19 protein-coding genes are annotated in these 22,985 nt (G+C 65.9%); 11 read left to right on the top strand and 8 right to left on the bottom strand.

Annotation, left to right across the window (positions count from 1 at the left end; all coding sequences use genetic code 11):
• The first annotated feature begins 107 nt into the window (after positions 1-107).
• Positions 108-1,115 (top strand): type IV toxin-antitoxin system AbiEi family antitoxin domain-containing protein, encoded by a 1,008-nt coding sequence (locus QM615_RS11720; protein WP_283347345.1) that lies wholly within the window; start codon positions 108-110, stop codon positions 1,113-1,115.
• 32 nt (positions 1,116-1,147) lie between these two features.
• Here the strand turns inward: QM615_RS11720 and QM615_RS11715 are convergent, their stop codons facing one another.
• From QM615_RS11715 to QM615_RS11705, 3 genes are all read right to left on the bottom strand, one after another.
• Entirely contained in the window at positions 1,148-1,858 is a 711-nt protein-coding gene (locus QM615_RS11715) for a type 1 glutamine amidotransferase (RefSeq protein ID WP_269596772.1), read from the bottom strand.
• Complete coding sequence (locus QM615_RS11710) at positions 1,851-3,113, bottom strand: Mur ligase family protein (protein ID WP_283347344.1); 1,263 nt, start codon at positions 3,111-3,113, stop codon at positions 1,851-1,853. The genes QM615_RS11715 and QM615_RS11710 overlap by 8 nt, the downstream gene beginning before the upstream one ends.
• A 119-nt stretch (positions 3,114-3,232) precedes the next feature.
• Positions 3,233-4,129, bottom strand: a complete 897-nt coding sequence (locus QM615_RS11705) for an EamA family transporter (RefSeq protein ID WP_269596774.1) — start codon at positions 4,127-4,129, stop codon at positions 3,233-3,235.
• A 72-nt stretch (positions 4,130-4,201) separates the two neighbouring features.
• On the opposite strand from QM615_RS11705, the gene QM615_RS11700 reads away from it, so the two are divergent.
• Entirely contained in the window at positions 4,202-5,113 is a 912-nt protein-coding gene (locus QM615_RS11700) for a LysR family transcriptional regulator (RefSeq protein WP_269596775.1), read from the top strand.
• Here the strand turns inward: QM615_RS11700 and QM615_RS11695 are convergent.
• From QM615_RS11695 to QM615_RS11685, 3 genes are all read right to left on the bottom strand, one after another.
• Positions 5,082-5,459, bottom strand: coding sequence for an SHOCT domain-containing protein (locus tag QM615_RS11695; RefSeq protein WP_094638721.1), 378 nt, complete (start codon positions 5,457-5,459; stop codon positions 5,082-5,084). The genes QM615_RS11700 and QM615_RS11695 overlap by 32 nt on opposite strands.
• A gap of 132 nt (positions 5,460-5,591) precedes the next feature.
• Positions 5,592-7,403 (bottom strand): 2-isopropylmalate synthase, encoded by a 1,812-nt coding sequence (leuA, locus tag QM615_RS11690; protein WP_068053950.1) that lies wholly within the window; start codon positions 7,401-7,403, stop codon positions 5,592-5,594.
• A 151-nt stretch (positions 7,404-7,554) separates the two neighbouring features.
• On the bottom strand, positions 7,555-9,231 hold the full coding sequence (locus QM615_RS11685; protein WP_269596776.1) for an FUSC family protein: 1,677 nt from the start codon (positions 9,229-9,231) through the stop codon (positions 7,555-7,557).
• A gap of 160 nt (positions 9,232-9,391) precedes the next feature.
• Between QM615_RS11685 and QM615_RS11680 the strand changes: the two genes are divergently transcribed.
• Together QM615_RS11680 and QM615_RS11675 are read left to right on the top strand one after the other, a co-directional pair.
• Positions 9,392-10,657, top strand: a complete 1,266-nt coding sequence (locus tag QM615_RS11680; RefSeq protein ID WP_283347343.1) for an aspartate kinase — start codon at positions 9,392-9,394, stop codon at positions 10,655-10,657.
• A gap of 3 nt (positions 10,658-10,660) precedes the next feature.
• On the top strand, positions 10,661-11,683 hold the full coding sequence (locus QM615_RS11675; RefSeq protein ID WP_283347342.1) for an aspartate-semialdehyde dehydrogenase: 1,023 nt from the start codon (positions 10,661-10,663) through the stop codon (positions 11,681-11,683).
• Positions 11,684-11,732: 49 nt separating this feature from the next.
• Here the strand turns inward: QM615_RS11675 and QM615_RS11670 are convergent, their stop codons facing one another.
• Complete coding sequence (locus QM615_RS11670) at positions 11,733-12,803, bottom strand: ABC transporter ATP-binding protein (protein ID WP_283347341.1); 1,071 nt, start codon at positions 12,801-12,803, stop codon at positions 11,733-11,735.
• Between the two features lie 116 nt (positions 12,804-12,919).
• Here QM615_RS11670 and QM615_RS11665 point away from each other — a divergent pair, with 116 nt between their 5' ends.
• On the top strand, positions 12,920-14,728 hold the full coding sequence (locus QM615_RS11665; protein WP_283347340.1) for a multicopper oxidase family protein: 1,809 nt from the start codon (positions 12,920-12,922) through the stop codon (positions 14,726-14,728).
• A 36-nt stretch (positions 14,729-14,764) separates the two neighbouring features.
• On the top strand, positions 14,765-16,366 hold the full coding sequence (locus tag QM615_RS11660; RefSeq protein WP_262498541.1) for a DUF222 domain-containing protein: 1,602 nt from the start codon (positions 14,765-14,767) through the stop codon (positions 16,364-16,366).
• 340 nt (positions 16,367-16,706) lie between these two features.
• Here QM615_RS11660 and QM615_RS11655 read toward each other — a convergent pair whose 3' ends face one another.
• Complete coding sequence (locus QM615_RS11655) at positions 16,707-17,621, bottom strand: polysaccharide deacetylase family protein (RefSeq protein WP_149407284.1); 915 nt, start codon at positions 17,619-17,621, stop codon at positions 16,707-16,709.
• Positions 17,622-17,984: 363 nt separating this feature from the next.
• Between QM615_RS11655 and QM615_RS11650 the strand changes: the two genes are divergently transcribed.
• The 5 genes from QM615_RS11650 to QM615_RS11630 are packed head-to-tail and all read left to right on the top strand — an operon-like array spanning position 17,985 to position 22,904.
• Entirely contained in the window at positions 17,985-18,590 is a 606-nt protein-coding gene (locus tag QM615_RS11650; protein WP_410482255.1) for a TetR/AcrR family transcriptional regulator, read from the top strand.
• Positions 18,587-20,095: a flavin-containing monooxygenase gene (locus QM615_RS11645; RefSeq protein WP_149407286.1), complete on the top strand. Its 1,509-nt coding sequence runs from the start codon at positions 18,587-18,589 to the stop codon at positions 20,093-20,095. The genes QM615_RS11650 and QM615_RS11645 overlap by 4 nt, the downstream gene beginning before the upstream one ends.
• Positions 20,092-21,783: a GMC oxidoreductase gene (locus QM615_RS11640; protein WP_068054039.1), complete on the top strand. Its 1,692-nt coding sequence runs from the start codon at positions 20,092-20,094 to the stop codon at positions 21,781-21,783. The genes QM615_RS11645 and QM615_RS11640 overlap by 4 nt, the downstream gene beginning before the upstream one ends.
• The gene (locus QM615_RS11635) at positions 21,783-22,424 is read left to right on the top strand and encodes an acetoacetate decarboxylase family protein (protein ID WP_149407287.1); all 642 of its coding nucleotides are present in this window, start codon (positions 21,783-21,785) and stop codon (positions 22,422-22,424) included. Before QM615_RS11640 ends, QM615_RS11635 begins: the two co-directional genes overlap by 1 nt.
• A 45-nt stretch (positions 22,425-22,469) precedes the next feature.
• Complete coding sequence (locus QM615_RS11630) at positions 22,470-22,904, top strand: Fur family transcriptional regulator (RefSeq protein WP_149407288.1); 435 nt, start codon at positions 22,470-22,472, stop codon at positions 22,902-22,904.
• The last annotated feature ends 81 nt before the right edge of the window (positions 22,905-22,985 follow it).

The raw sequence follows: 22,985 nt of genomic DNA, 5'->3' as shown, positions 1-22,985 counted from the left end.
CACGAAACCTCGTAGCAGGGGTCGAGTTTCCACTCACGACCCGAGGTTATGCACAGCCTGTGGATAGATTCTGACGTGGGCGCTGGAAACCGGCCATCCTGAGGTCCATGAGGACAAGACCAGCGGGTACCTGGCAGCGATTATTGGACGAGCAGCACGGAATCATCACGACGAAACAGATGCATGCTTTCGGCGTCAACAAGGATTCGATCAACCACTACGTGGAAACCGGGCAGTGGCTGAGAGTGTTTCGTGGAGTCGTCTCGGTGACCAATGGGCCGCTGACTCGTGAGATGCAATTGTCTGCAGTGCTGCTGTACTCAGGGCGGGGAGCGTTGCTCAGTCACACCACCGCCGCGGAGGAATGGGGGTGGGTTCGGCCTGGGGCAGGCCCGGTTCACGTCACCGTTCCGTACGGATGCTCGGCCACCAGCAAGCCGCCGACGATGAGGCACGCCAAGCAGAACTTCACCTCTAAAAGCAACGAACAAATCCATCCCGGGGTAGTGGTCCACCGTTCCCGAGCCATGGGACACATCGGTGCCGAGACGAATCCGGCGCGAACGAGCACCGTCGATACGGTCCTCGATCTCGTTGTCGCAGAGCCGACGTCGAGGCAAGCGACGATCACATTGGTCTCGGCGATGTCTTCGGGTGGCGTGAACGTCGCGGCCATGACGAGCAAGGTCGAAGTCCGGCGACCGATGCGCTACCTCAAACCGATTCTGCACACGCTGGCTCTCATGCGCGACGGAGTCCATTCTGCACTCGAACACCGTTACGTACTCGACGTCGAGCAGGCACACGGTCTGCCGGTCGGGCAGCGGCAGGCCCCGGTATTCGTCGACGGCCGACAGCTTTTCGAGGACATTCGCTACCAGATCTGCGACCTCATCGTCAGGCTGGACGGCCAGGCCTTCCACTCTGCCAAGCAGCGGCGATTTCGCGATCGCAGACGTGACAATGCCGCGGAGCTGAGGAACCTGCCGCGGTTGATGTACGGCTGGCACGAAGTGACCGACGACCCGTGCGGTGTGTACCGCGAGGCCCGCGAGGTGCTGGTCAGAGAGGGTTGGGACGACGCGTCGTATCCGTGCGAACGTTGCGCCTTGTGAGTGAAAATTCGTAGTGGGCTACGAGTTTTCGTTCACGTGCGGCGCAGTCGCTCTTTACGTAACTGCGTGACCTCGGCAAGCTCGAGCGGAGCGAGAGTGGTGCCCAATGCCCGCTCCAGCAGATAGTCCGCCAATTCCGGGTTCCGGGCGAGTACCGGGCCGTGCATGTACGTGCCGATCACAGAACCCTGCACGACGCCTTCGCGTCCGTCGCCGACACCGTTGCCGACACCGTGGGTGACCTTGGCCAACGGGGACGCATCCAGGCCGAGAGTCGTTCCGCCGCGGTGGTTCTCGAAACCGGTGAGCTTCTGAGTGAGTCCGTCGAGCGCGGGTTCGGTGACGACTTCGCCGATCGAACGCGTCGCCTGCGGTGCGGTGGTGACGTCGAAGAGCGAGATGCCGTCGACGCGTTCGCCGGCAGAGGTTTCGTACCAGTGGCCGAGGACCTGGATCGCGGCGCAGATGGCGAGCACGGGCGCTCCGCGGGCAGCGGCGTTCTGCAGTCCGGGGTATCGGGTGAGGTGACGCGTCGCCAGGCGCTGAGCCGAATCCTCGGCTCCGCCAAGGGTGTACACGTCCAGTGAATCGGGAACCGGGTCGCTGAGGGTGATCTGCACAACCTCGGCGTCGATGTCTCGCATCCGAAGCCGCTGCCGCAGAATGAGCGCGTTGCCGTTGTCGCCGTAGGTGCCCATCACATCGGGCAGGACCAGACCGATGCGGACGGTGGACTCAGACATTCTTCACCTCACGTGCCAGCGCGCGCCCGAGGTCGCGGAACGCAGTGTAATTGGCAAGCACTTCGACGCGCCCCGGCGGACAGGACGCGATGGCCTGCAACGGATCTGCGATGGTCGTGTGCTGCGAGCCCGCGTACAGCAGGCGAACTCCGAGGTCGGTCGCGCGCTCACCCGCGGCGACGACGGCGACGTTCTCGAAATGCTCGAAGCGGACGTCCCACAACCACGACAGGTCTTCGCCGTCGGGTACCTGCCCGTTGACGGCGATGACGAGGCCGTCGCAGGTGGGGTCGATCATCGACAGCGCCTCCTGCCAGCCGGCAGGGTTTTTCGCGAGAAGCATTCTGACGGAATGAGATCCGTACTGGATGGTGGAGTAGCGTCCGGCTACTTCGTCGACGCTCGACGCGGCGGCGACGGCATCTTCCGCGCTCGCGCCGAGGGTCACTGCGGCGGCTACGGCCTGAGCTGCGTTGCCGCGGTTGGCTTTTCCTGGCAGCGACAACGTCATCGGCAGGACGAGTCCGTCGGGCCCGTAGAGATTCTCCTCGTCGAGCCACCAGTCCGGCGTCGGGCGCTTGAAGTCGCTGCCGGTGCTGTACCAGTGCTCGCCCTCCCACAGGATGGGTTCGCCCGTGCGCGGGCAGCTGACCGAATCGCCGGCCCATCCGCCGCCGGCCGCGACCCAGACGACGTTCGGTGCGTCGAATGCTGCCGAGGTGACGAGGACGTCGTCGCAGTTGGCGATGACGACGGTCTCGGGATGCCGGGCCAGTCCGGCGCGCAGTTTGCGTTCGATCATGTTGATCTCGCCCACGCGGTCGAGCTGATCGCGACTGAGGTTGAGCAACACGATGGCCGCCGGTTCCACCTCGTCGGAGACATGGGGGACGTGCAGTTCGTCGACCTCGAGAGCAGCCAGTTCGGCATCGAAGTGAGCGTGCAGGGCCGCGACGATGCCGGCATCCATGTTCGCGCCGTCGGCCTGGGTGGCGACATCGCCCAGGGTGGCCAGGGCAGCGGCCGTCATACGCGTGGTGGTGGACTTGCCGTTGGTGCCGGTGACGATGACGGTGCGTCGTCCGCGACCGAGCCCGCCGAGGATGTTCGGATCGATCTTCAGGGCGACGAGTCCGCCGATCATCGAGCCCTTGCCCCGACCCGCCTTGCGAGACGCCCAGGTCGCCAGCTCCGCCGCGCGCAGTGCCACACGGCCACGTGCACCGATACGTCTGCGCTCACCCACTTCAACCATCCGCCGAGTCTGGCACAGAAGAGCGTGCAGTTTCACGTCGGCGGCTTCTACCCCTCGGTCATTCCGCAGGCTCCACTCCCGCTACCCCCGGGTCGTTCCGCAGGCTCCACTCCCGCCTCTCACACCGGTGCTTTCTCCCGAACCTCGACCGACCGTCGCACGGCCATGCCGCCGAGGCATCCGCCGATCACGACTACTCCACCGATCAGTGCGAGCACGGACGGGTTCTCGCCCAGGAAAATCCAGGCACCGGCGATTCCGACAACGGGAACCAGCAGTGAGAACGGCGCGACCAGTCCGGCGGGGTTGCGGCTCATCAGGATGCTCCAGAGACCGCTGCCGATGATGGTGGCGGGAATCACGATGTAGGCCAACGCGACCAACCCTGGCCAGCCTTGCGGACCGAACGACTCCGTCAGCGCATGCCAGCCGGTGCTCGGGCCCTCGAAGATCGCGGACAGCGCCAGCATCGGCAGCGGCGGAACGACGGTCATCCACAGCATCAGCGTCATCGGCGAATCGGACTTGGCGAGTCGGTTTCCCAGATTGCCGAACGCCCAGCCGAGGCCGGCGAGGAGGGTGAGGATCACCGGAAGCAGGGAGGCGTTCTGAGCGCGGTCCCATCCGATCAGGACCATGCCGAGGACGGCGACCGCGATGCCGATCGCCTGTCTGCGAGAGACGTGTTCGCGCAGCAGAACAGCGCCGAGAACAACGGTGAACGGGGCGGACGACTGCAGCACGAGTGACGCCAATCCGGTGGGCATGCCTGCTGCCATCGCCGCGAACAGGAAGGCGAACTGCAGAAATCCGAACCCGAAGCCGTAGAGCAGCAACCACTTCAGCTGCACTTTCGGCCTGGGGGCGAACAGGACGACCGGGATGGCGATCACCAGGAAGCGCAACGCGCCGAAGAAGAACGGCGGAAAATGATCGAGTCCGACTCGGATGGCCAGGAAGTTCAGTCCCCACAACACGGCGACGGTCAATCCGAGGAGGCGGTCGCGAGTGGTCATGGCGTCCATCGTGTCCGCTACAAATGATCAGCACAATCGAATATATCCGCATCAACAGTTAAGATTTACTGCATGAACGTGGAGCGACTGCGGATCCTCGCGGAACTCGCCGACCGAGGAACTGTCGCAGCGGTGGCCGACGCGATGTCGATGACCCCCTCGGCGGTATCCCAGCAACTCAAGCTGCTGGCCAGGGAAGCGGGTGTGACTCTCCTCGAACCGGACGGTCGCCGGCTCCGACTGACCGATGCGGGACGCGCTCTGGTGCTGCGCACCGACGAGGTGCTCGCTGCGGTCGCCCGCGCTACAGCCGAGATGGATCGGTACCGTGCGTCCCCGCGGGGACGCGTGCGAGTCGCGCTGTTCCCGTCCGGTGCTGCTCTGCTCCTGCCCGGGGTGCTGACGCGGTTGGCGAACTCGGACGTCGACATCGAGGCACGCGACGAGGACCTGCCTGCATCCTCGGTGCCGGAACTGTTGGCCGACTACGACGTGGTGCTCACCCACCGCGACGAGCGGGCCCCGTCGACCGCAGGCCCGCGCATCGAAGTGACGACACTGATGCGTGAGCCGATCGATCTGGTGCTCCCGCCCGGTCATGGTTTGGCGCAACACGAATCGATAGACCTCAGGGATCTGGTCGACGAACGATGGATCAGTGTTCGCGGCGGATTCCCGGTCGACGACGTGCTGCTCTCCGTCGCCGCTGCCACCGGCGTCGAGCCCCGGGTGGTCCAGCGGGTGAACGATTTTCGCGTCACTGAGGTGTTGGTGGCGGCCGGTCACGGCGTGGCACTGATGCCGCGGTACGCCGTGGTGCATCCCGGTCTGGTGCGTCGAGAACTGTCCGGCGTTCGGGCCGGGCGCATCTACGAACTCGCGACCAGGCCCGACGCTCGACGCCTACCTGCGATCGCTGCCGTGCTCGACGCGTTCCGGGCGGAGGCGGACCTCAGGACAGAGCTTTGGCCTTCAGCGTCCTGAACTCGTCCTGATCGATGGTTCCGTTGTCCAGCAACGTCTTTGCGTGTGCGATCTCCTCCGATGCGGACCGCCCGGCCACCTCTTTGATGTAGTTCTCCTGCTGGTCCTTGGCGTGCTGCAGGGCGGCAACCTGACGCTCGGCCATGTTGCCGCCGTTCACGATGAGGTAGATCAGCGCGGTGAAGAACGGCGCGATGATGAGGAAGAGCACCCACGCGGCTTTCACGAGCCCGGATGCTTTGTGGTTTCGGAAGAGGTCTCCGATGATCGACAGCATCACCATGAGGTAAGCCACGAATGCGAAACCGACGATGAGAAGCCAGAGAAAATCCCAGAAAGAATCCATGGCGAACTTCCATTCCTTGTGTGCCCCGACAGCGAAATCATTGTCGCACGGGGCGTAGCATCCGGCCGTGGATCAGCAGCGAAAAGCCGCCCATTCGTGATGAATGGGCGGCTTCGCGTCGAACCGAGAAATCTACTTCAGTGCACGGTTCACGGCCGAGACCACGGCGCGCAGTGATGCGGTGGTGATCGAGGTCGCGATGCCGACGCCCCAGACGGTGGTGGCGACACCGGCGGGTGAGGTGACCGAGGCCTCGACGTAGGCCGCAGCCTGGGCGTCGTCGCCGGCGGACATGGCGTGCTCGGAGTAGTCGAGGACGCTGACGTCGTATCCGATGGTGGACAGTGCGTCGACGAACGAGGCGAGGGGGCCGTTGCCGGATCCGGAGATCTCCTGCTCCACGCCGTCGACCTTGACCGTCGCGGTGATCGTGTCGGTGCCACCGTCGTGCTCGGCCGCGATGACCGACTGCTTGATGCGCTCGAGGGGGCGGATCGGGGTCAGGTACTCCTCGGCGAAGACGTCCCACATCTCCTTGGGCGAGACCTCGCCGCCCTCACCGTCGGTGATGCGCTGGACGGCCTGGGAGAACTCGATCTGCAGGCGACGTGGCAGGTTCAGTCCGTGATCGGACTTCATGATGTACGCGACGCCGCCCTTGCCGGACTGCGAGTTGACGCGAATGACGGCCTCGTAGGTGCGACCGACGTCCTTCGGATCGACGGGCAGATACGGGACCTGCCAGGTGACGTCTCCGATGTCCGAACCCTGTTCGTCTGCAGTGACTTTCATCGCGTCCAGGCCCTTGTTGATGGCGTCCTGGTGGCTGCCGGAGAAGGCGGTGTAGACCAGGTCGCCGCCGTAGGGGTGACGCTCGGCGACGGGAAGTTGGTTGCAGTACTCCACGGTTCGACGGACCTCGTCGATGTTGGAGAAGTCGATCTGCGGATCGACACCGCGGGTGAACAGGTTCAGCCCGAGCGTGACCAGGCAGACGTTGCCGGTGCGCTCGCCGTTGCCGAACAGGCAGCCCTCGATGCGGTCCGCGCCGGCCTGGTAGCCGAGTTCTGCTGCGGCAACACCGGTTCCGCGGTCGTTGTGCGGATGCAGTGACAGCACGATGCTGTCGCGGCGATCGAGGTTGCGGCTCATCCACTCGATCGAGTCGGCGTAGACATTGGGCGTCGCCATCTCGACGGTCGCAGGCAGATTCAGGATCAGCGGCTTGGCCGGCGTGGGATCGATGATCGCGGTGACCGCGTCGCACACCTCTTTGGCGTAGGACAGTTCGGTGCCGGTGTAGGACTCGGGGGAGTACTCGTAGCGCCAGTCGGTATCGGGGAACTTGGCTGCTTCTTCGAGGACTTTTCGGGCACCGTCGGTGGCGATCTTCTTGATGACGTCACGCTCGGCCCGGAACACCACTCGGCGCTGCAGGATGGACGTCGAGTTGTAGAAGTGCACGATGACGCTGCGGGCACCTTCGCACGCGACGAAGGTGCGCTCGATCAGCTCGGGACGGCACTGCGTCAGCACCTGGATGGTGACGTCGTCGGGGATCGCGCCGTCCTCGATGATCTCGCGGACGAAGTCGAAGTCGGTCTGGCTGGCCGACGGGAAGCCGACCTCGATCTGCTTGTATCCCATGCGAACCAGCAGGTCGAACATGCGGCGCTTGCGGGCCGGGCTCATCGGATCGATCAGCGCCTGGTTGCCGTCGCGCAGATCGACGGCGCACCACTGCGGGGTGCGGTCGATGATCTTGTCCGGCCACGTGCGGTCGGGAAGGGTGACGTGCTCGACCTCCTCGGCGAACGGCCGGTAACGGTAGGTCGGCATCGAGGAGTTCTTCTGGGTGTTCCAGGCGGGCTGGTCGCTTGGTGCGGGCCGCGAGGGCGGGGTGATGGTGCGAGTTCCCGAGGTGAATGCGTCGGCTGGTGACATGGTCTTCGTCTCTCCGTACAGATCAGAGCAATGTGTTCGACCGGCGCAACGAACCCCGCGACGGGAAGCCAGTCTGGTCTCAGACCCCGTCGCGGCTGTTAAGAAGGAGAGCTCGCAGCATGGGCTGAGTGTACTACCGCGCGCCGACCGCCTACCCCAGGGTTGACGAGTGGAATTCTGCAGTTGCTGCATCGACTCTGCGCTGCCAGTGCCCGATGTCGTTCATTCGTCCGACGTCGGTGATCGTCCAGCAGTGCGCGAGGAGTTCGTACCCGAGGCGATCGACCTCGGCATGCTGCGACCACACCCGATGAGCCCACCGCCGATCGTTGTGTGCGGCCTCGGCACCGGCCAACGCGGACCCGACCAGCTCGAACTGGACGTCGCGCCGGGCGGTGAGAGCGCTCGATCCGGCCACGTCCTCGGTGCGCAACACCGTCAGCAGATCCGCGCTGAGCGTCAGGACTCGGCCGTCGGACCACTGCAATGCGCGCCTGAACGCCCCGGGAAGCAGCAGCCACAGCGCAGCGAAGGCCAGAGCGACACCCACCGTGGTTTCCACGATCCGGTCCACGACGATGTCCTCCAGAACAGCTCCCGGATGCGTCAGTGTCCCCATCAGCAGGGCGAGCGGCGTGATGAACGTGACGGCCAACCCGTAGTTGCGCGCCACCGACACCTCGATCGCGAACTGCAACACCATCAACACCACGATGACGGCCAGACCGGTCAGCGGCGAGAGGAAGATGGCGGAGAACAGGGCCACCCCCGCGAGGGTTCCGCCGAGCCGCTGCAGGCCCCGATACGTGCCGTGCACCCGGTCGGGACCTTGTTGCAGCACCAGGACGGCACCGAGGATCGCCCAGTCCGGTCGGCTCAGATCCAGCACGACGCTGATCCCGCCTGCCGCTGCCGCCGCGCAGAAGACCCTGATCGCCGTGGACGATGCGTGTGAATCCCGGTGCAGCGAGCGCCGCAACCGGTAGGCGATGCTCGGCCTCGCGAGCGGCAGCTGCTCCGGCACCGAGTCGACTGCCTGGTCCGCATCCATGGTTCGAGAGGTAGTGGCCGCAAACGCCCGATGGGCGTCGAACAGCCTCTGCACCAGCACCGGCCTCGACGACAACCGTGCGGCACCTGCGTCGTACACGGCGGCCCAGGCAGCGTGCAGACGCGCGGCCGCGACGTGACGATCGGCGGCAGAAGGCGTCGGCGAGCTCGTGTATTTCTCGATCGCGCCCACCGCTGCTCCGACGGCCTCGCGCTCGGGTCCTCGCGGATCCCACAGCACCCCGGACATCGACACCAGTAGCGCCGACGCGACGCCGATCGCCGCGCAGACCGCTCCGTGAACGGCGCCGATGCCGGCCCCGGGGATGTACGACGACACCGCGCACACCAGCACGAAGAAGAACGCACCCGGCGGTCCCAGTCGCAGCGCAGCGATGACGTAGACCGCCACGAGAGCGAGGAGCGAGAGCAGGGTCACCGGGATCATCTGCGCCCAACCGGTGCTCCCGAGATCGAGCGCCACCTGCCCGGCCGTCGCCCCGAGCCACACCGATGCCACCAGTGCGCCGCCCGCGGTCAGGACGACCCACCAACGCGAACGATAGGGACGCCCCTCGCCGTAGATGACGGCGAAACTGCCCGAGACCACCAGCAGGGCCTCGGTGTGGAACCCGAGAACCCACGCCGCGATCGCGGGGATGCCGAATGCCAGAGCCGAGCGCAGTCCACCCGGCCAGCGGCGGCCGACGGCAGGGAGCCCGAAGAGCACCCGCAGACCTCGCGGGGGTGGGGGTGGTCGGTGCTCGGGAAGGGTCACCCGAACATGTTAGGTCAGGTGTATCCGCAGGCGAACCGCCCTAAAGTCCCAGCTCGGAGCTACCCGGCCCACTGCTCGGGGTGCCGGATCGGTAAGGTGACCCCGGAACATTTCCCCGACATTCTCGTGATCGTCGGCTATCCAGCGGAGGTAAACACGCGTGGCTCTCATCGTCCAGAAGTACGGTGGATCGTCGGTGGGGACCGCCGAACGTATCCGACGCGTCGCTGAACGAATCGTCGAGACCAAGAAGGCCGGCCACGACGTCGTCGTGGTCGTGTCGGCCATGGGCGATACCACCGACGAACTGCTCGACCTGGCCCAGCAGGTGTGCCCGGCCCCGCCGGCCCGCGAGATGGACATGCTGCTCACCTCGGGCGAACGCATCTCCAATGCTCTGGTCGCGATGGCCATCCACTCGCTCGGTGCCGAGGCTCGATCGTTCACCGGCTCTCAGGCAGGCGTCGTCACCACCAGCGTGCACGGCAACGCCAAAATCATCGACGTCACCCCCGGCCGCGTGCGAAGCGCACTCGACGAGGGCTCGATCGTTCTCGTCGCTGGCTTCCAGGGTGTCAGCCAGGACAGCAAGGACGTCACGACGCTCGGTCGCGGTGGGTCCGACACCACCGCCGTCGCGCTCGCCGCAGCCCTGAACGCCGACGTCTGCGAGATCTACACCGACGTCGACGGCATCTTCACCGCCGATCCGCGCATCGTGCCCAACGCCCGGCATCTCGACACCGTCTCGTTCGAGGAGATGCTGGAGATGGCTGCCTGCGGTGCCAAGGTGCTCATGCTGCGCTGCGTCGAATACGCGCGTCGCTACAACGTTCCTGTTCACGTGCGCTCGTCGTACACCACGAAACCCGGAACGATCGTCTCCGGATCTATGGAGGACATTCCAGTGGAAGAAGCAATTCTCACCGGCGTCGCACACGATCGCAGCGAGGCGAAGGTCACCGTCGTCGGTCTGCCCGACACCCCCGGCTACGCCGCCAAAGTGTTTCGCGCCGTGGCAGATTCCGAGATCAACATCGACATGGTGTTGCAGAACGTGTCCAAGATCGACACCGGCAAGACCGACATCACCTTCACCTGCCCCAAGGCCGACGGCCCGACTGCAGTGGAGAAGCTCACCAAGCTCCAGGCCGAGATCGGCTTCGCTCAGGTGCTCTACGACGACCACATCGGCAAGGTCTCCCTCGTCGGTGCAGGCATGAAGAGCCACCCCGGCGTCACCGCGACGTTCTGTGAGGCCCTCGCCGACGCCGGCATCAACATCGACCTGATCAGCACCTCGGAGATCCGTATCTCGGTGCTGTGCAGTGACACTCAGCTCGACGAAGCAGTGCGCGCGCTGCACGCCGCCTTCGATCTGGGCGGCGACGAAGAAGCCGTCGTACACGCAGGAACAGGACGATAGACGATGACCACAGTTGCAGTCGTAGGAGCCACCGGCCAGGTCGGTGCCGTCATGCGAACCCTGTTGGAGGAGCGCAACTTCCCCGCTGACACCGTTCGCTTCTTCGCCTCAGCCAGGTCCGCGGGCAAGAAGCTGCCGTTCCGCGGCGAGGAGATCGTCGTCGAGGACGCCTCCACCGCAGACCTCGCCGGAATCGACATCGCACTGTTCTCCGCGGGTGCCACGCTCTCGCGTGAGCAGGCACCGCGTTTCGCCGCGGCAGGTGCCACCGTCATCGACAACTCGTCGGCGTTCCGCAAGGACTCGGACGTGCCGCTGGTGGTCAGCGAGGTCAACCCCGAGGATGCGAAGAACCCGCCCCGCGGCATCATCGCCAACCCCAACTGCACCACCATGGCCGCGATGCCGGTGCTCAAGGTTCTGCACGACGAAGCAGGCCTGCAGCGTCTGATCGTCTCGAGCTACCAGGCCGTGTCCGGCAGCGGACTCGCTGGTGTGGAAGAACTCGCCACCCAGGCGCGCGCCGTCATCGGCGACGTCGAAAAGCTGGTGCACGACGGTTCGTCGGTGGATTTCCCGGCCCCGAACAAGTACGTCGCGCCCATCGCCTTCAACGTCCTGCCGCTGGCCGGTGCGTTGGTGGACGACGGATCCGGCGAAACCGACGAGGACCAGAAGCTGCGCAACGAATCGCGCAAGATCCTCGGCCTGCCCGACCTGCTGGTGAGCGGCACCTGCGTGCGCGTGCCGGTGTTCACCGGGCACTCGCTGTCGATCAATGCCGAGTTCGATCGTCCGTTGTCGGTGGAGCGGGCTCGTGAGTTGCTGGCATCGGCACCCGGCGTCTCGCTGGTCGACGTGCCGACACCTTTGCAGGCCGCAGGCGCGGACGATTCCCTCGTCGGCCGCATCCGCCAGGATCCGGGCGTCCCCGAAGGACGCGGACTAGCCCTGTTCGTCTCGGGCGACAACCTGCGTAAGGGTGCCGCGCTCAACACGATTCAGATCGCCGAGCTGCTGGTCTGACGCCGTGCGCGTTGTGCGTCCCCAGGGGTACGCACAACGCGCACGACGGTCAGTTCAGGCGGTGACCCTCGGCGGAGGCGTCGAAGATGTGCGCGTGCGCGTCGTCGATACGGACGTGGACGCGGTCACCCTTCTCGGGTGGGCTGCGCCAATCGGCCCGGGCGACGATGGTCTCGGTGCGGCCGTTGATGTCTGCACGGCCGAACACGAAGGCCTCGGAGCCGAGTTCTTCGACCACGTCGATCTCGAGAGCGATTCCGCTGCTCGCGATCTCGATGTGCTCGGGCCTGATGCCGAACATCACCTCGGCGGCCGACCCGAGGGTCTGGCGCGGCACGGGAATCACCTGATCGGCCAGGCGAACGCCGCCGTCGGTGACCGGGACACGGAACAGATTCATCGACGGTGAGCCCATGAACCCGGCGACGAACGCATTGACCGGCTTCCGGTACAGCTCGCGCGGGGTGGCGCACTGCTGCAGCACACCACCTTTCAGGACGGCGACGCGATCGCCCATCGTCATGGCCTCTACCTGATCGTGGGTGACGTACACCGTCGTCGTTCCGAGCCTTCGCTGCAACTGGGCGATCTGGGTGCGCGTCTGGACCCGCAGCTTGGCGTCGAGATTGCTCAGGGGCTCGTCCATCAGAAACACCTGGGGTTGACGAACGATGGCGCGGCCCATGGCAACTCGCTGACGCTGACCGCCCGAGAGCGCCTTGGGCTTGCGGTCGAGATACGGCTCGAGGTCGAGTAGCTTCGCGGCCTCCTCGACGCGAGTGCGAATGTCGTCCTTGTTCGCCTTCGCCAACTTCAGAGCGAAGCCCATGTTCTCCGCGACGGTCATGTGCGGATACAGCGCGTAGTTCTGGAACACCATCGCGATGTCGCGATCCTTGGGTTCGGAGTGGGTGACGTCCTTGCCGCCGATGAGGATGCGACCGGAATTGACCTCTTCGAGCCCCGCGAGCATCCGCAGCGACGTCGACTTTCCGCAACCCGACGGGCCGACCAGAACGAGGAATTCACCGTCCTCGATGTGCAGGTCGAGCTCGTCCACCGCGGGGGCGTCGGAGCCCGGAAACAGCCTGGTGGTGCGCTCGAAAGTAATCGTTGCCATGACAGATAGATCCCTCCACCGGCAGGAACGTGCCGGACGATCCGAGTGTGGGGTGACGGCGGGAGCCGACGGGCACATAGTATGGCCCCAATCACAACAAGGAGAGAGGAGGCTCGGTGAGCGGATCTGTGTCCAGGCGAACCGCCCTTCGAGGGCTCGCCGTCGCCGCAGTAGCCGCTGGTGCCGCTGCACTCCCGGTGGCGTCGACGACGCGCCGCGCGATGGCCGACGACTTCCTCCGTGGCCAGAGCCCCCTGCTGTTCCACTCACCGCCCCTCACGCCGTTCCGGGACGAGCTGCCCAGGTTGCCGCTGATCAGCGGTACCGAGGTGACGTTGGACGCGCACAGCTCCACCCACGTGTTCCACGCCGATCTACGACCCGCGCCCACCTTCGGGTACGGCCAGTGCGACTACCTCGGACCGACCATCGAGTCGCAGACCGGTCAGCCCTGGACACTGAAGTATTCCAACACCACCGCGGGCAACCCGCTCGCCGCCGACATCGACACCTCGCTGCACGGCATGAGCGAGATGGACCGCACGATGACACCGACGGCGCTGCACCTGCACGGGGCCGTCACCGAACCGGCGAGCGACGGGCACTCCGAGATGCTGGTGCGCCCGGGGGAGTCGATGACGCACAACTTCTCGGGGCTCAACGACGCCGCGGGACTCTGGTACCACGATCACGCCATGTCGATGACGCGCATCAACGTGTACGCGGGCCTGCTCGGCATGAACCTCGTGCGGGACCGTTGGGACACCGGTACGCCCGACAATGCGCTGGGGCTGCCGTCGGGTGAGTTCGAGCTGCCGCTGGTGCTGCAGGAAAAGATAATGAACCCCGACGGCAGCATGAGCATCCGTTCCAATATCACCGTGCCGCAGGGTAAATGGGAGGGCGGCGGCACCGGAGACGTGGGCGTCGTCAACGGCAAGATCTGGCCGACGATGGAAGTGGCCCGGGGTATGTACCGGCTGCGCGTCGTCAACGCCGGGTCGTACAGCGTGTGGAACCTGTTCTTCACCAACAGACTTCGCTTCTGGGTCATCGGGAACGACGGGGGATTGCTCGACGCTCCTGTGGAAGCCACCAGCATCCGACTCGCCCCGGCCGAGCGCGCCGACATCCTCGTCGACTTCGGTGCCGTCGAGGCAGGTGCTCTCGTTGAACTACTCAACGACGAGCCGCCGCCGGCGCAGGCCGCGTCCCTCGGAGCCGTCCCGATGCCGATGTTCTGCCAGTTCCGCGTCGCGTCCGCGGCCGGGTTCCGGGGCGGTATGCCGACGTTGCTGCGCGGCGGCAAGGGACAGCCGGATGTGTTGCCGCCGTTGCCGACCGCGACATTCACGCGAACGGTCACCGTCAACCAGCCGTCCGGCGGGCTCAACCTGGACATGACTCTGATGAACCTGAACAACCTGAGGTACTCGGACCCGGACATCGAGATGCCCAAGCAGGGGACCGTGGAGATGTGGAACATCGTCAACACGACGGTGGAGCCGCACCCGATTCACCTGCACCTGGCCCACTTCCGGACGCTGGGACGCATCCCGATCGACCTCGCCGCCTACCAACGTGATTTCCCCAGGCCAACATTCGGTACCAGGTGGGCTCCGCCGGTGGAGAAGTTCCTCACCGGTCCGTCGGTGCCGCCGGCAGCGTGGGAAGCCGGGTGGAAGGACACCGTCAACACCTACCCGGGCACCGTCACACAGATCCTCGTTCGATTCCCGACGGCCGACGAGCTCGGCTTCGACCCCGACGCCACCTTCGCCGGGCCGGCCGCGCACCACGGCGGCGAGCACGGTGGACACGACATGGGTGGGGGCGGCGAGCTGCAGGGGTACATGTGGCACTGCCACATGCTCGATCACGAGGACCACGAAATGATGCTCAGGTACCGCACCGTCGCTCCGTGACAAAGCTTGTCGGTGGGTGGGTATAGCTTTTCCGGTGTGAAGACATGGGGGGATGTGTTCGGGCTTGGCGACCAGGAATTGGTCTCCGAGCTCGCTGGCGTGTCCTCCCTCGAAAACGAGCTCGCTGCAACGCGATTGACGCTGCTGGCGGAGATGGACCGCCGCGGTCTGGCCATGAAACTCGGGTACTCGTCGGTCACCCGGTGGTACGCGCGATCGGTGCGCATAACCGACGGGTCCGCGGCCCGTCAGATGGAGCTGGGGCAGTGGCTCACCGACCGGCCCAGCGTGTTGAACGCCCTCGCAGGTGGTGACATCCACGCCGCGCACGCCTCGGCGATCGCCGACGGCTACGCCACCGTGGTGGTCGCCGACCCCACCCTCGACGAACAACGCCGCGACGCTGTCGTCGCCGAACTGCTCGAAACCGCCATGCGCAGCACCGCCGGGCAGGTCGCCTCCCGCGCGCAGGCACTGGCGCATTCCGCGGCCGAGGACGCCAGAGCCCGCCACGAGCAGGCCGAGAAGCAACGACAAGAACAGGAGCGGACACAGGAGCGGGACCGGGCGACCCGAGCTGATGCCGGTGGCGCGGGTGATGCAGGTGGCTCAAGTGAGCCCGAACCTGCTGGGCCCGATCCTGTTCCAGCTGGACCGCCGCCGATACCGGTGTCGGAGAACCCGGAGTTGAACCGTTTCGATGTTCACCCGCTTGCCAGTGGCCGCTTCCAGATGGGTGGCAACGTCGACCGGCTCCTGGCCGAGAAGCTGCTCACCGCGTTGTCGGCGTTGACCGCGCCGCAGCCCGGCCCTGGAGGTGAACGCGATCTACGTGGTCCGTCGAAGCGGCGGGCGGATGCCCTCGATCGGATCCTCGACCGGCACCTGAGCGGTGGTGGCCGCGGATCGGCGGGCGGGTCGCGGGCATCGGTGCACCTGATCGTCCCGCTGCGGGACCTGCTCGCCGACCGCGGAAATACGCAATCGAACAGCGCAACAACGGGTTCGACGACAGACGGTTCCGGTGGCGACTCACGGGCCGGCGATACCGATACGGGCCCCGACAATGCTGGCGTCGGTCCCGACGTCGGGAGCGGTGTCGGTGCCGGTTCACGGACCGGTGATTCCCGCGGCGATCGTGTCGGTCCCAGCGCTGGTGCCGGTGACCATACCGGGCAGAGGTCTGCACCTGAGCCCGGTGATGCCGACTGGCCGTTCCACTTCGACTGGACCGGGCCGATGAGCCGCGCCTTCGCCGAACTTCTCACCTGCGATGCCGACCTCACCCCGATCATCGTCGACCACCACGGCGTCCCCCTCGCCCTCGGCCGCACCACCCGACTCGCCAGCGACGACCAACGCATCGCCCTGACCATCCGCGACCGATGCTGCGTGATGTGCGGCCGCCCCGCACAGTGGTGCCAGGCCCACCACGTGAAATTCTGGGAACACGGCGGCCGCACCGACCTGAACAACCTCGCGCTGGTCTGCGGAGAATGCCATCGCCTCGTCCACCACGGCGACTGGCAACTGCTCATGGGCGACGACGGACACCCCTACGCCATCCCACCCGAATCCATCGACCCCACACGACAACCCATCCCCAGCTACCACCGCCGAAAACGTCGCGCAGCCTGACAGCACCTGAATCGGGCTACTCGGCCGCCCAAGCCATTCCCTCTCTCGAAGCCGTGCGCCAGCCGCGCGGCTTCGGCGGGCTGGCCCCCTGCGCGCACGGTGCTGTCGATCAGCGCTGACGGGCCAGGCACCTCACGCATCAGCAGTTCTCCTGCGCGCCCGAGCTTTTCCGACTCGAAGTCGAGTACCGACCCTTCCACGTCCGCAGCAACCACCGCGATCGGAGAGGGCACCGGTGCACCCTTGACCTGCTTCACCGACGACCGGCTGGCTTTCAACACTCGGTAGGCATCCATGTGGACCAGGTCGCTGGCGGCACCAGCGGTGGACTGTCCGTCGCCTATCCGTCGCGCAGCGGTCGACGGCCGGTGTCCGAGGGAGCTACGAGACCGCGGTATTGCGTGGCGATCTCGCCCGGTGTGGTGAACCAGACGCCGTCGCTGTTGTCGAGCATGTGTTGCAGGGCGGACCGGAACCGGCGAAGTCGGTAGGGCTGTCCGGTCAGGAACGTGTGCAGAGAGATGGCGAGCACTACGGGTTGGTGAGCCGAGTTCTCCTTCAGTTCGTCGAAACTGTCGATTATGTTGCGCTCGAACGTCGCTGCGGTCTGGTGATGGTGAACGAACACCGGAAGGTCGTTCACCTCGTGCGGGTACGGAACGCTGAGCAACGGGCCACCGCGGGTCTGCAGCCAGACCGGCTGATCGTCGATGGGCCAGTCCAAGGTGTATTCGTAGCCGCGTTCGGCGAGCAAGTCCTCGGTCACTCGACTGGGGTTGGCACCGGGGCTCATCCAACCCCGAGGTGGTGCTCCCTCGTGGCGCTCGATGGCGGTCGTCACCTCGTCGATCGAGCGTCGTTCGGCTTCCTCGTCCTGATCGTTCGGTTGCACGGCGTTCGTTCGTCCGTGCGCGACGACCTCCGCATCGAGGGCGCGGAAGGCGTCGACCAGCTGCGGAGCATGCTCGTACACCTCGGTGTTGACCAGCAACGTCGGGCGAACTCCATTCCGGTGCAACGTCTCTGCGATCCGGAAGCCGCCGACGCGGTTGCCGTACTCGCGCCAACCCCAGTTGTAGGTATTCGGCTGATCCATCCCGGGTGTGTAGCCCAGCCCTGGCTGACCGTCGTCGTACGGAAAGTGTTCGCAGTTGACTGCCACGTACACCGCGAGGCGCGCGCCACCCGGCCACTCGAATTGTGGGCGATCGCCGATGGGGGAGTATTCGAAGCGGCCATGAGAAGCGAGGGGCATGGCGACAGAATTGCCCATGGTCGATCAGCGCAAACTGTGGTGCCAGCTTGCCTGCGGTCGCCGAGTCGGAGCCACTGCTGCAGCCGGCTGAGGTGAACGCGTGGATCACCACGACTGCGCATGCGGCCCCACGAACAGCGACGGTAGAGATTGTCATCGGCCCTCTTTCGTCTGCTTCGATGCACCATTCGTGTGGCTACAGCAGGTCGGACCGACCGGATCGTAGAACCGAGCAGTGGAAATGGATTGGAAAGCGGTGCGCGCAGTCCAGTCGACTTTCCGATCAATCAGTGAGATCCAGACCGACTGCTTCCTGCAGCAAACTTAAAGTCAGGCTGGACTGTTTGTTGATTTAGCGCTACTGTGCAAAGTGTGACTACCGACACAGGGCTCGACGACTCAGCGCCCACCGAGCGCCGGACGCAGGCCGAACGCACCGCGGGCACTCGGGCGAAGCTGCTCGACGCCGCGATCGATTGCCTGGTCGAATTGGGCTTCGCCAAGACCAGCACCCAGGAGATCGCGCGGCGTGCCGGTGTCTCGCGGGGAGCGCAGCTGCACCATTTCCCGACCAAGGAGTCCTTGCTGATCGCGGCCGTCGAGCACCTCGTCGATCGTCGTCTCTCGGAGATCCTCGAAGCCGAACCGGACCCCGAGCGAGGACCCGAGATTCTCGCCGACGCATTCTCCGGGCCCCTGTTCCACGCCGCGCTCGAGCTCTGGGTGGCTGCCCGTACCGACCCGGCGCTGCACGAGGCGATGATCCCCTTGGAGCGGCGCGTCGCCGAGGCCATTCAGGGTGGTGCCCAGATCGTCATGGGCAGCCGGATGTCCCCAGAATCCATCGAGCTCAGTGTCGAACTCGCCCGCGGGCTGGCCGTCTCGGCTCTGTTCCGCACTCCCGAAGCCGACGCGCAACTGCGCGGGCGGCTCCTTCCCGTCTGGTCCGAAAAGGTGATGGATTCGTGAACGCAACTCTCCCCGAACAGCTCGACGTGCTGGTGGTCGGAGCCGGTTTCGCAGGCCTGGCCGCGGTGGCGAAGATCCTCGCCGCCGACCCGACCGCCGACGTGACCGTCATCGAGCGCGCGTCCGACGTGGGTGGCACGTGGCGAGACAACACCTACCCGGGGTGTGCATGCGACGTGCCGACCTCGCTGTACTCGTTCTCGTTCGCCCCGAGCCCCAAGTGGAGTCACACCTTCGCCCGTCAGCCCGAATTGTTCGCCTACCTGCGTTCGGTGGTGGATCGTCTGGACCTGAACGATCGCATCGTCACGAACTGTGAATTGCAGTCCGCGACCTGGGACGAGGGGAACAAGCGTTGGTCGGTGCAGACGTCGCAGGGTTCGGCGAGCACGCGTGTTCTGGTTGCTGCCACCGGCGCGTTGTCCACTCCGAAGATCCCGGACGTCCCCGGCATCGACACGTTCTCGGGCACCGTGTTCCACTCCGCGACCTGGAATCACGAGCACGACCTCACCGGCGAGCGGGTCGCCGTGATCGGCACCGGGGCGTCTGCGGTGCAATTCGTCCCCGAGATCGTCGACCGGGCGGAGCGGCTCACCGTCTTCCAGCGCACCCCCGCGTGGGTGATTCCGCGCCTGGACCGCACCATCGGCCGGCTCGAGCGCACGCTGTACGAGCGAATCCCTCTGGCGCACCGCGCGGTTCGCGGTGTCATCTACGGCTACCGCGAGGCCTACGTGACCGTGCTGGCGGACAACCCGTGGCTGCTGCCCGCGGTGAAGGTGTTCGCGAAATCGAATCTGAAGCGCCAGGTCAAGAACCCGGTGAAACGTGCGGCGCTGACTCCCGACTACGCGCCCGGCTGCAAAAGGCTTCTGCTGTCCAATGATTGGCTGCCGACTCTGGACCGGCCGGACGTCGATCTCGTCACGTCGGGGCTGACGTCGGTGACCGAGAACGGCGTCGTCGACGCCTCGGGCCGCAACCACGAGGTGGACACCATCATCTTCGCGACGGGGTTCACCCCCACCGAGCCGCCGGTGTCGCATCTGCTGCGGGGCAACGACGGTCGGACGCTCGCGGAGCACTGGGGCGGTAGCCCGCAGGCGCATCTCGGCACCACCGTCGCCGGCTTCCCGAACCTGTTCCTGATGTACGGCCCCAACACCAATCTCGGGCACAGTTCCATCGTCTACATGCTCGAGTCGCAGGCCAACTACGTGGTGTCTGCGCTGCACGCGATGAAGGATCGCAGGATCGCGGCCGTGGAGGTCAACGAATCCGCTCAGCGGCAACACAATTCGTGGGTCGATTCCGCGCTCGACGGCACCGTGTGGAATGCCGGCGGGTGCTCGAGTTGGTACCTCGACGCCAACGGCCGTAACTCCACGATGTGGCCCACCTACACATTCCGGTTCCGCAACAAGACGCGCGAGTTCGACGTGCCGAATTATCGGCTCGTCTCCGACGCTCTCGAGTCAGACAACGAGGTGGTATCCGCATGAGCGACTACGACGTATTGATCATCGGCTCCGGTTTCGGCGGCAGCGTTGCTGCGTTGCGGGCGGTCGAGAAGGGGTACCGCGTGGCGGTTCTCGAGTCCGGTCGACGGTTCGAGGACGACGAGCTGCCGAAGACCAGCTGGCGGTTGCGCAAGTATCTGTGGGCTCCGGCGTTGGGTTGCTATGGGGTGCAACGTATCCACCTGCTGCCCGATGTACTGGTGATGGCAGGAGCAGGCGTCGGCGGCGGTTCGCTGAACTACGCGAACACGCTGTATCAACCCCCGGCGAAGTTCTTCGAGGACCCGCAGTGGGGTTCGATCACCGATTGGCAGCGCGAGCTGAATCCGTACTACGACCAGGCCCGCCGGATGCTCGGCGTCGAGACCAACCCGACCATCACCGCCTCGGACAAGGTGATGAAAGAGGTGGCCGAGGACATGGGGGTGGGGGACACGTTCACCTCGACCCCGGTGGGCGTGTACTTCGGAGATCGCGGCCGCACCGCGCCCGACCCGTTCTTCGGCGGTGCCGGGCCCGAGCGCACCGGCTGCACCGAATGCGGAGCGTGCATGACCGGCTGCCGCGTCGGCGCGAAGAACACCCTCGTCAAGAATTACCTGTACCTCGCCGAACACGCAGGCGCACATGTTCTTCCGTTGACCACCGTCGTGGACGTGCGGCCGAACGGCGCGGGCTACGACGTGGTGACGCGTCGGACCGGTGGCAAGCTGCGTCGCAAGGAGAAGACGATCACCGCCGATCAGGTGATCTTCTCGGCCGGCACCTACGGCACTCAGAAGCTGATGCTCGCGGCCAAGGAGAAGGGCTCGCTGCCGAGACTGTCGGACAAGATCGGCTCGCTGGTGCGCACCAACTCCGAGGCCGTGCTCGCCGCGACCGCTCGCGGCCGTGAGGTCGACTACCACGAGGGCGTGGCCATCACGTCGTCGTTCCACCCGGACGATCACACGCACATCGAGCCGGTGCGATACGGCAAGGGCAGCAACGCAATCGGCCTGCTGCAGACCGTGCTCAGCGACGGCGGCGGCAAGATGCCGCGCGTGCTCAAGACGCTCGGCGTCGCGCTGCGTCACCCCGGCGCCGCCGTTCGGAGCCTGTCGGTGCATCGTTGGTCGGAGCGAACCGTCATCGCGTTGGTGATGCAGACCGACGACAACTCGCTCGAACTCGGATCGAAGAAGGGGCCGTTCGGGCGTCGCCTCACCAGCAGGCCCGGCGCGGGTGATCCGCCGCCGCAGTGGATTCCGCAGGGTCACGAGGCAATTCGTCTGCTCGCGGACAAGATCGGCGGTGACCCGGGCGGGTCGATCGCCGAGATCGTCAACATTCCGATGACCGCGCACTTCCTCGGTGGCTGCGCGATCGGCGACTCGCCGCAGACCGGCGTGATCGACGGTTACCAGCGGGTCTACGGCTACGAGGGATTGCACGTGCTCGACGGTTCTGCCGTCAGCGCCAACCTCGGCGTCAATCCGTCCCTGACGATCACGGCCCAGGCCGAGCGAGCAATGGCGTTGTGGCCCAACAAGGGTGAGCCCGATCGGCGACCCGCGGTGGGCTCGGGCTATCAGGAGATCGCACCCACTCAGCCCGTGCAGCCGGTGGTGCCGGTGTCGGCACCGGGTGCCCTGCGGCTTCCCCTGACCGTCGTCGGGAGGGATTCCTGATGTGGAGTGTCACCGAATCCGATACCGATCGCACCGACTGGCCGGTCAGTCCGGCAGCGCCGTGGCCGGCGAACGTGCGGGCCACGATCTGGTGGCATCGGGCCCGTTCGTCGGACTTCGCACCTGTCGGTGCCAAGACGTTGCCGATCACGATGGCGATGGTCGTCGACTACGTCACCTCACCGGTCGGCCCGTACCGCGAGATCCTGGCGAGCCCGGTGCTGCGCCGCGACGTCGGACGCGTTCCGCGGATGGCGGTGCCGTTCATCGCCGTCGATTCCGCGACATCGGTGCACGGCGGCCGGACCAACTGGCACCTGCCCAAGGTGCTGGCCGAGTTCGAGGGTGACGTGCTGGGCGAGGCCGGGGTGAGCGGCGGTGAATGGTCGGTGCGGACGACGTCCCGCTCCGTGGGACCGCAGTTCCCGATGCTCGGCTCCCTCGGTTTCGCGCAGCCGGTGTCCGGCGGCTCGGCCATCGCCACCGCGAGCCTGAAGGGCAAAGCCAGGTTGGCCCGCGTCGAGGTGGACGCGAAGGGCCCGACGCTGAGTCGCTGGATGCCGTCGGGCACGTATTTCGGCTTGCAGATCGTGTCGGGTTCGATGCGGACGGGTGAAGCGCACCTGGTCGGCCAGCCGTGATCCCCTTTTCTTGACTTAGTCCAGATTAGGGGCATACTGGAGTACATGCAGCTCACCGAACGCGTCGACCCAGCAGCGCAGTTGCGCTCGGTCGGTCTCCGCGTCACCGGGCCCCGGGTTGCAGTTCTGAATGCGGTCACAGCCCGACCGCATTCGGACGCCGACGACATCGCTGCCGCCGTCCGTGAGGACGGTGGTTCGGTGTCGACCCAGGCCGTGTACGACGTGCTCAGGGCTTGCGTCGATGCAGGTTTGCTCCGTCGCATCGAACCCGCCGGCTCGGCCGCGCTGTACGAGAGCCGTACGGCGGACAATCACCACCACCTCGTGTGCCGAGAGTGCCGCGTGGTGGCCGATGTCGACTGCGCCGTCGGAGCGTCGCCGTGCCTCGTACCCGGGGACACGCACGGATTCGTCGTCGACGAGGCCGAAATCGTGCTCTGGGGTTTGTGCGGCGACTGCACGAGGCATTCCGTCTGACATTGCGGTCCAGCGTACGGCCGCTCGGTTTCACAGCTTTTTCGAAGAGCAGCCCTCTTCGGACTCTATTCAGCCCTTCAG

Origin of the sequence: Rhodococcus sp. IEGM 1341 (assembly GCF_030056895.1) — a bacterium.
Lineage (GTDB): Bacteria > Actinomycetota > Actinomycetes > Mycobacteriales > Mycobacteriaceae > Rhodococcoides.
Note: the sequence above shows the minus strand (reverse complement) of the source record. Positions and strands in the feature narration are given on the sequence as shown.

Coding starts and splice junctions, on each gene's coding strand:
- QM615_RS11705 (WP_269596774.1), bottom strand. CDS start 4,129: ATGACCACTCGCGACCGCCTCCTCGGATTGACCGTCGCCGTGTTGTGG.
- QM615_RS11640 (WP_068054039.1), top strand. CDS start 20,092: ATGAGCGACTACGACGTATTGATCATCGGCTCCGGTTTCGGCGGCAGC.
- QM615_RS11655 (WP_149407284.1), bottom strand. CDS start 17,621: ATGCCCCTCGCTTCTCATGGCCGCTTCGAATACTCCCCCATCGGCGAT.
- QM615_RS11700 (WP_269596775.1), top strand. CDS start 4,202: ATGAACGTGGAGCGACTGCGGATCCTCGCGGAACTCGCCGACCGAGGA.
- QM615_RS11695 (WP_094638721.1), bottom strand. CDS start 5,459: ATGGATTCTTTCTGGGATTTTCTCTGGCTTCTCATCGTCGGTTTCGCA.
- QM615_RS11720 (WP_283347345.1), top strand. CDS start 108: ATGAGGACAAGACCAGCGGGTACCTGGCAGCGATTATTGGACGAGCAG.
- QM615_RS11710 (WP_283347344.1), bottom strand. CDS start 3,113: ATGGTTGAAGTGGGTGAGCGCAGACGTATCGGTGCACGTGGCCGTGTG.
- QM615_RS11630 (WP_149407288.1), top strand. CDS start 22,470: ATGCAGCTCACCGAACGCGTCGACCCAGCAGCGCAGTTGCGCTCGGTC.
- leuA (WP_068053950.1), bottom strand. CDS start 7,403: ATGTCACCAGCCGACGCATTCACCTCGGGAACTCGCACCATCACCCCG.
- QM615_RS11670 (WP_283347341.1), bottom strand. CDS start 12,803: ATGGCAACGATTACTTTCGAGCGCACCACCAGGCTGTTTCCGGGCTCC.
- QM615_RS11675 (WP_283347342.1), top strand. CDS start 10,661: ATGACCACAGTTGCAGTCGTAGGAGCCACCGGCCAGGTCGGTGCCGTC.
- QM615_RS11715 (WP_269596772.1), bottom strand. CDS start 1,858: ATGTCTGAGTCCACCGTCCGCATCGGTCTGGTCCTGCCCGATGTGATG.
- QM615_RS11635 (WP_149407287.1), top strand. CDS start 21,783: ATGTGGAGTGTCACCGAATCCGATACCGATCGCACCGACTGGCCGGTC.